Here is a 6,846-nt window from a genome sequence, read left to right as displayed (position 1 = left end):
AAAAGCGGGTGAAGAGAATCGAACTCTCGACCAGAGCTTGGAAGGCTCTTGTTTTACCACTAAACTACACCCGCGTGGTCGGGAAGACAGGATTTGAACCTGCGACCCCCTGGTCCCAAACCAGGTGCTCTACCAAGCTGAGCCACTTCCCGTTATGGCGCGCCCGAGAGGACTCGAACCCCTAACCTTTTGATCCGTAGTCAAACGCTCTATCCAATTGAGCTACGGGCGCTTATTCATGATGTTTTGTCGTTGTTGTATTTCAGCGACTCAATTATCTTATCACACTGCATTTTCAAATGCAAGCACTTTTTTATTTTTCTTTGGTGCGGCCGAGAGGACTTGAACCTCCACGGGGTTTCCCCCACTAGGCCCTCAACCTAGCGCGTCTGCCATTCCGCCACGACCGCATATGCGGGTGAAGGGAGTCGAACCCCCACGCCAAAGGCGCCAGATCCTAAGTCTGGTGCGTCTGCCAATTCCGCCACACCCGCGGAAATAAAAAAGAATGAGCCATGAAGGACTCGAACCTTCGACCCTCTGATTAAAAGTCAGATGCTCTACCAACTGAGCTAATGGCTCGTAAATGGCTGGGCTAGCTGGATTCGAACCAGCGCATGACGGAGTCAAAGTCCGTTGCCTTACCGCTTGGCTATAGCCCATCAAAAAATATAATGTTTTTTGAGACGAAAATCATCATATCACAATAACCAATAAAAAACAACTGCTCAAAGGCAGAAGTTAAAATGGCGGTCCCGACCGGGGTCGAACCGGCGATCTCCTGCGTGACAGGCAGGCATGTTAACCACTACACCACGGGACCATTGGTTGCGGGGACAGGATTTGAACCTGCGACCTTCGGGTTATGAGCCCGACGAGCTACCGAACTGCTCCACCCCGCGACGATACTATTCATATGTTATATATGGTGGAGGATGACGGGATCGAACCGCCGACCCCCTGCTTGTAAGGCAGGTGCTCTCCCAGCTGAGCTAATCCTCCAAAAGTGGTGACCCGTACGGGATTCGAACCCGTGTTACCGCCGTGAAAGGGCGGTGTCTTAACCACTTGACCAACGGGCCAATATGAATGGCAGAGAAGAAGGGATTCGAACCCTCGCACCGCGTTAGCGATCTACTCCCTTAGCAGGGGAGCCCCTTGAGCCACTTGGGTACTTCTCTGTATGGCTCCGCAGGTAGGACTCGAACCTACGACCGATCGGTTAACAGCCGATAGCTCTACCACTGAGCTACTGCGGAATAAGAAAGACAAGTTATATCTTATAAAAGTTCATACTATAAGTCAAGTCGTTTATACAAATTCTTGTACAAACGTGACATGTTTATAATATACTGGATTGATTTTTAACTGTCAAGGTGTTTTTTATCTCTTTCAATCTACCTTTACACTTCCCGCAAACATATCTTTTTGTATTTATTTGACGCCTTCTTCTATATTGAAGAAAACATCTCATACATTCATACATATGAGTTTTAATCACCTTCTCTTCTTCGCTCATTCTCTTACAGAATCTAGGCGCACCAACCTTCTTCATTAACTGACGAAAATCTCGATCTCGATGTTGGTACCCTTTCCCCATAATATGCAAATGATAATGACACAACTCATGCTTAATAACGCCAATCAGTTCTTCTTCTCCATACACTTCATAATAACGATAGTTTAATTCTATATTATGACTTCGCAATAAATACCTCCCACCAGTTGTACGTAGTCGTTTATTGAACATTGCTTTATGTAAAAAAGCCCTACCGAAATATTGCAACGATATTTCTTCTACAAGTCTTTGAACTTCTTTTTCATTCATTTTCATTCCCCCAAAAACTAAAAATAAACTTACACTTTTCCTCTTTCTTATACATATATTAAATAGTACATATACCCATCCTCATTCAAAAGTGCAATTTCTATGAACTACCCTCTTCCTCATCTATCCATAGAACTTCGCTAACCAAACTCTTATAAGCAGTTCCCGAAATTGAGCTTTTTACTTACTTCGAATCTTATCTCAATGTATAGGGGGGCTACTTGTTAGAGCCGGATTAAACAAGGAGGGATTCTTATGCCTACGTGGCTCCGAAAACAAATGCAACGTGCATATTTCGAAAAAAACCGGTATCAAATTAAGTTACTAAATGAATGCTGGTTTTATTATAGCAAAACACATCAAAATTCCTGATAAAGTGAACGTTATATCAGTGGGGGATGAAGGCTCCCCCACTAATTCAAATTTCACTAACATCCGTTCATAAAAAAAGAGCAGTGTCATACCTGCCCTCTTCCCATTATTATTCAATAGGTAACATTGCTAAGGCAACGCGCCCTTTTTTCATATCAACATCATCTACCCAGACCTTTACAATTTGCCCGACAGACACCACATCTAACGGATGCTTCACAAACTGTTTGCTAAGTTTAGAAATATGTACTAAACCATCTTGTTTCACACCAATATCGACAAACGCACCAAAGTCAACAACATTTCGAACAGTTCCTTCTAACTCCATGCCACGCTTTAAATCTTCTAATTTGAGAATTCCCTTTTTCAAAAGTGGTTTTGGTAATTCATCACGCAGATCTCGTTCCGGACTAATTAAAGCATCTATAATATCAATTAATGTCGGCTCACCGATATTTATCTCTTGAGATAATTTAGAGAGCTCTACTCCTTCTAAACACTTTTGTAAGTGCGGTTGTCCTACATCATCAATCGATAATCCTAAACTCTTTAATAGTAACTCAACATTTTTATACTGCTCTGGATGAATACTTGTTCTATCAAGTGGATTTTTACCTTCTAGTATACGTAAGAAACCAATGCATTGCTCATACGTTTTGGCGCCTAAACGTGGTATTCCCTTCAACTCTGTACGCTTTGTAAATTTCCCATCTTCTTCACGTTTTTTTACAATATTTTTCGCAACTGTTTTTGATAATCCGGAAACGTACTGCAATAGCGCTACAGAAGCTGTATTCACATTCACTCCTACTTGGTTAACGGCTGTTTCCACGACAAATGTTAATGATTCATTTAATCTCTTTTGCGATACATCATGTTGATATTGCCCTACCCCAACTGATTTCGGATCAATTTTCACAAGTTCGGCAAGCGGATCTTGCAGACGTCTTCCAATCGAAATGGCACTTCTTTCCTCAACTTGCAAATCCGGAAATTCTTCACGAGCCAAATCAGAAGCTGAATATACACTAGCACCAGCTTCATTGACAATAATATAAAATACATCTTGCGGTACTACCTGTAAGACATCTACTATAAACTCTTCCGTTTCCCTAGAAGCTGTACCATTTCCAATCGCAATCATCTGAACCTGATATTTTTCTAGAATAGAAACAACTTTTGCTTTTGCATCTTCATATTTTCGAACAGGCGGATGCGGATAAATAACATCAATATGCAGAACTTTCCCTGTATCATCTACTACTGCTAACTTACATCCTGTTCGATACGCAGGATCTACCGCTAATACCACTTTCCCTTTCATAGGTGGCTGTAATAACAAATTACGTAAGTTCTCAGAGAAAATATGAATCGCTTGTTCTTCTGCTTTTTCAGTTAATTCTTTTCGAATTTCCCTTTCAATTGATGGCTGAATTAATCTCTTATATCCGTCTTCAATTGCTAATTGTACATAATCTGCACTTTCAAAAGAAACATCATGAATTACTTTTTTATGTAAAAAACGAACAATCTCTTCTATTGGCGGGACAACAGAAGCTTTTAGGACCTCTTCTTTTTCACCACGGTTCATAGCTAATACACGATGAGGTACAATCTTTTGCAGTGGCTCTTCATAACCGTAATACATCTCATATATATTTTTTTCATCTTTTTCTTCATCTTTTACAGAGGACGCAATCATTCCTTTTTTAAAGGTAACATTTCGAATCCAGCTGCGGTACGCCGCATTATCCGATATAAGTTCTGCAATAATATCTTGTGCACCTTGAAGTGCTTCTTGAGCGGATTGTACTTCTTTCTCGGCATTAACAAATTCCTTTGCCTTACCTGTCGGATCTTCTTTTGTAAATAGAAGTAACCATTCAGCTAGTGGCTCTAGCCCCTTATCCTTCGCGATTGTTGCTTTTGTTCTTCTTTTTTCTTTATAAGGACGGTACAAATCTTCTACTTCTTGTAACTTTGTTGCAGATAAAATATGATGGTGCAGATCTTCTGTTAATTTTCCCTTTTCATTAATCAGACGAAGAACCTCTTCTTTTCGATCTTCAAGTTGCATCATATATTGCCATCTTTCTAAGATTGCACGGATTTGCACTTCATCTAAAGAACCTGTCCATTCCTTTCGGTAACGAGCAATAAATGGAACTGTATTACCTTCTTCTGTTAATTGAATAACATGACGAACTTGCTTTTCTGTAAAGCCTAATTCTTTCACTAACATTTTCATTAACGCTTGTCGATTATCTACCATTCCCATATACAACCGAAACCTCCTCTAATAAAAAAAGTTGCCCCTAAAAGAGAGCAACTTAAACTGCCGATTTAAAAATCTATTAGTCCTAAACTAATTTGTAAAGCTTCGTCTACACGACTCATCATCATCTCATCTAAATGAGTGATTTTGTCCGTTAAGCGTTGCTTATCGATTGTTCGAATCTGCTCGAGCAAGATAACAGAATCTCTCTCAAATCCGTACTTTTTTGCATCGATTTCCACATGTGTGGGCAATTTTGCTTTCTGAATCTGTGCAGTAATAGCCGCTACAATCACAGTTGGACTAAAACGATTTCCGATGTCATTTTGAATGACAAGAACCGGACGAACGCCTCCTTGCTCAGAACCAACAACTGGGGAAAGGTCTGCAAAATACACGTCGCCGCGTTTTACAATCAAAATATTACCCCCCGCTAACTAAGCGTTCTACTGTATGAGCTGCTTCATACTCTGCTAAGAAAGCTTCAGATGCAATACCAAGATTAATTTTTCCCATTTCAATGTACCCACGTCGCATTGATTCATGTTGGTAGCGTTTCTTCGTCTTATGTTGACGCAATAACAGTTGTGTTGCCTGGCAAATTAGTTCATGGCGATTCTTATTCTCTTGTTTTCCAATTCCGTCCAATTCCGTTACCACTTGCTTTGGCAACCGAACCACGATTTCAGTAGTTACACTTGATTCGGACACAAAAATACACCTCCACCGTCAACTACACACCCAAATATATATGACACCTATTGTAATAATACCATTGTATGGAGCCTGTTGCAAAGACTTCCTTATTCCTTGTTTATGTTTTCCAATTAACAAATAAAACATTCACTCTCATTTACTTTTTATCTCTTTTTAACAAGAAGTGAAGGGGAATTTCCACGAACAGGAGCCCCCATCATCATTGATAACTAGCAAGTAGGAACTATCACAAAGATGTTTGCTTATATATCATTTAAATAGTTTATTACTTTTACCACTTCCCCATGTCGTATGAATACACGTGGAACACGAAAACTAATTGTCGCGATAATCTCATAATTAATGGTATTTGAATACTCGGCAACCTCAGTTGCACTAATGTACTCATCACCTTGCTGTCCAATCAGGGTAACCTTTGTTCCAAGTGGTACTTCACAGGGAAGATGCAACATACATTGATCCATTGTAATCCGACCTACAATAGGAACTCTTTTCCCCTGAACGAGCACTTCAAATCCCTGTAGTCGTCTAAGCCAACCATCTGCATATCCAATCGGTACTGTTGCAATCCACTCTTCTGTCTTCGTCCGATATGTGACATTATAGCTAATCCTATCACCTTTAATGACTCGTTTAATATGTGCGACTGTTGTATGAAGTGAAAGAGCAGGTTCTAATTTAATTGGTAAATAAGGGCGTATTTCTACAGAAGGTGATAACCCATACATTGCAATTCCAATTCGAACTGCATTAAATGTAATTCCATCAAATCGCATAGTAGCTGCACTATTTGCCGTATGAATAAATGTTGGATTCACCCCGAATGCTTTCAACCAACTAAGTTGCTCTAAAAAAGTGTTATACTGCTTATCAAAGTAAGATGTCTCTACTTCATCTGCTGTTGCAAAATGCGTATATACCCCTTCCAACTCCAAAAAGGGGGCATCTTCTAAGCTTCGTAAGAACTCTTTTAGCTCTTTACGTTCACGAATCCCAATTCTACCCATACCACTATCGAAGTTAATATGAAACTTCATCGGGAACGGGCTATCCCAAATTTCTACTGCTTCTTCAACCCATTCCTTTTGAAAAACAGTTAGTGCTACATCATTCTCAGCAGCTACATTCACATCACGTGGCGGTGAAGGACCTATTACTAAAATTGGTGCAGTAATCCCAGCGCGCCTAAGTACTAGTGCCTCATCTAAAAAAGCAACTGCTAATCTTGTTGCTCCTGCTTCTAATGCTGTTCTTGCTACTAGAACATAGTCATGTCCATATGCGTTCGCTTTCACTACAGCAAAAATCTCGACACTTTCCGGAATGATTTCTTTAATGTGCGTTACATTATTGTAAATTTCATCCAAATTTACTTCTACCCACGTATCACGGTAAAACGATGATTTTTCCATAAAAAACACTTCCTTATATACGATATGCGAAGCTCATTCTTTTATATTCGTCTTTTTATGAAATCCATTCCTCAAGACAAGAAAAAACGTGGTGCATATACATCACCACGCCTTAAAAGTTTATCCCGCTATTCACGGGCATTAAAACCCCACCCTCAAGATTTAGAGAAAAACAAAGAAAATAGATGGGGAGTAACTGCCCGTAAAAGCCTGATTTGTGATGACTTTCCATCAATTTGGAA

6 protein-coding genes and 13 tRNA genes are annotated in these 6,846 nt (G+C 40.0%); 1 reads left to right on the top strand and 18 read right to left on the bottom strand.

The window, feature by feature from the left end; translation table 11 throughout:
- Nucleotides 1-3 precede the first annotated feature (3 nt).
- The 14 genes from BPMYX0001_RS01085 to BPMYX0001_RS01020 all read right to left on the bottom strand — a co-directional run bounded on the left by BPMYX0001_RS01085 (nucleotide 4) and on the right by BPMYX0001_RS01020 (nucleotide 1,828).
- Nucleotides 4-74: transfer RNA gene (locus BPMYX0001_RS01085), tRNA-Gly, on the bottom strand.
- Nucleotide 75: 1 nt separating this feature from the next.
- Nucleotides 76-152: transfer RNA gene (locus tag BPMYX0001_RS01080), tRNA-Pro, on the bottom strand.
- Nucleotides 153-155: 3 nt separating this feature from the next.
- Nucleotides 156-232: transfer RNA gene (locus tag BPMYX0001_RS01075), tRNA-Arg, on the bottom strand.
- A gap of 92 nt (nucleotides 233-324) precedes the next feature.
- A tRNA-Leu gene (locus BPMYX0001_RS01070) sits at nucleotides 325-410 on the bottom strand.
- Between the two features lie 3 nt (nucleotides 411-413).
- Nucleotides 414-494, bottom strand: a tRNA-Leu gene (locus BPMYX0001_RS01065).
- 15 nt (nucleotides 495-509) lie between these two features.
- Nucleotides 510-582: transfer RNA gene (locus BPMYX0001_RS01060), tRNA-Lys, on the bottom strand.
- A 5-nt stretch (nucleotides 583-587) separates the two neighbouring features.
- Nucleotides 588-662: transfer RNA gene (locus tag BPMYX0001_RS01055), tRNA-Gln, on the bottom strand.
- An 85-nt stretch (nucleotides 663-747) separates the two neighbouring features.
- Nucleotides 748-823, bottom strand: a tRNA-Asp gene (locus BPMYX0001_RS01050).
- A 2-nt stretch (nucleotides 824-825) separates the two neighbouring features.
- A tRNA-Met gene (locus tag BPMYX0001_RS01045) sits at nucleotides 826-902 on the bottom strand.
- Nucleotides 903-926: 24 nt separating this feature from the next.
- Nucleotides 927-1,002: transfer RNA gene (locus tag BPMYX0001_RS01040), tRNA-Val, on the bottom strand.
- A 5-nt stretch (nucleotides 1,003-1,007) separates the two neighbouring features.
- Nucleotides 1,008-1,082, bottom strand: a tRNA-Glu gene (locus tag BPMYX0001_RS01035).
- Nucleotides 1,083-1,090: 8 nt separating this feature from the next.
- Nucleotides 1,091-1,181 (bottom strand) — tRNA-Ser (locus BPMYX0001_RS01030).
- Between the two features lie 3 nt (nucleotides 1,182-1,184).
- Nucleotides 1,185-1,259, bottom strand: a tRNA-Asn gene (locus tag BPMYX0001_RS01025).
- Between the two features lie 83 nt (nucleotides 1,260-1,342).
- The gene (locus BPMYX0001_RS01020; RefSeq protein ID WP_018767122.1) at nucleotides 1,343-1,828 is read right to left on the bottom strand and encodes a SprT family protein; all 486 of its coding nucleotides are present in this window, start codon (nucleotides 1,826-1,828) and stop codon (nucleotides 1,343-1,345) included.
- Nucleotides 1,829-2,083: 255 nt separating this feature from the next.
- Here BPMYX0001_RS01020 and cmpA point away from each other — a divergent pair, with 255 nt between their 5' ends.
- On the top strand, nucleotides 2,084-2,200 hold the full coding sequence (gene cmpA, locus BPMYX0001_RS30025; protein WP_017154227.1) for a cortex morphogenetic protein CmpA: 117 nt from the start codon (nucleotides 2,084-2,086) through the stop codon (nucleotides 2,198-2,200).
- Between the two features lie 109 nt (nucleotides 2,201-2,309).
- Here cmpA and BPMYX0001_RS01015 read toward each other — a convergent pair whose 3' ends face one another.
- The 4 genes from BPMYX0001_RS01015 to alr form a co-directional block, all read right to left on the bottom strand.
- Entirely contained in the window at nucleotides 2,310-4,478 is a 2,169-nt protein-coding gene (locus BPMYX0001_RS01015; protein WP_006093162.1) for a Tex family protein, read from the bottom strand.
- Nucleotides 4,479-4,543: 65 nt separating this feature from the next.
- A complete protein-coding gene (gene ndoA / locus BPMYX0001_RS01010; RefSeq protein WP_003194532.1) occupies nucleotides 4,544-4,894 on the bottom strand; it encodes a type II toxin-antitoxin system endoribonuclease NdoA in 351 nt (116 codons plus the stop codon).
- 4 nt (nucleotides 4,895-4,898) lie between these two features.
- On the bottom strand, nucleotides 4,899-5,186 hold the full coding sequence (locus BPMYX0001_RS01005; protein ID WP_000004571.1) for an antitoxin EndoAI: 288 nt from the start codon (nucleotides 5,184-5,186) through the stop codon (nucleotides 4,899-4,901).
- A 248-nt stretch (nucleotides 5,187-5,434) separates the two neighbouring features.
- Nucleotides 5,435-6,604: an alanine racemase gene (gene alr, locus BPMYX0001_RS01000; protein WP_006093160.1), complete on the bottom strand. Its 1,170-nt coding sequence runs from the start codon at nucleotides 6,602-6,604 to the stop codon at nucleotides 5,435-5,437.
- Between the last annotated feature and the right edge of the window lie 242 nt (nucleotides 6,605-6,846).

It is taken from the genome of Bacillus pseudomycoides DSM 12442 (genome assembly GCF_000161455.1).
GTDB classification, from domain to species: domain Bacteria; phylum Bacillota; class Bacilli; order Bacillales; family Bacillaceae_G; genus Bacillus_A; species Bacillus_A pseudomycoides.
The sequence above is the reverse complement of the archived record's forward strand: the minus strand, read 5'-3'. Positions and strand labels throughout refer to the sequence as shown.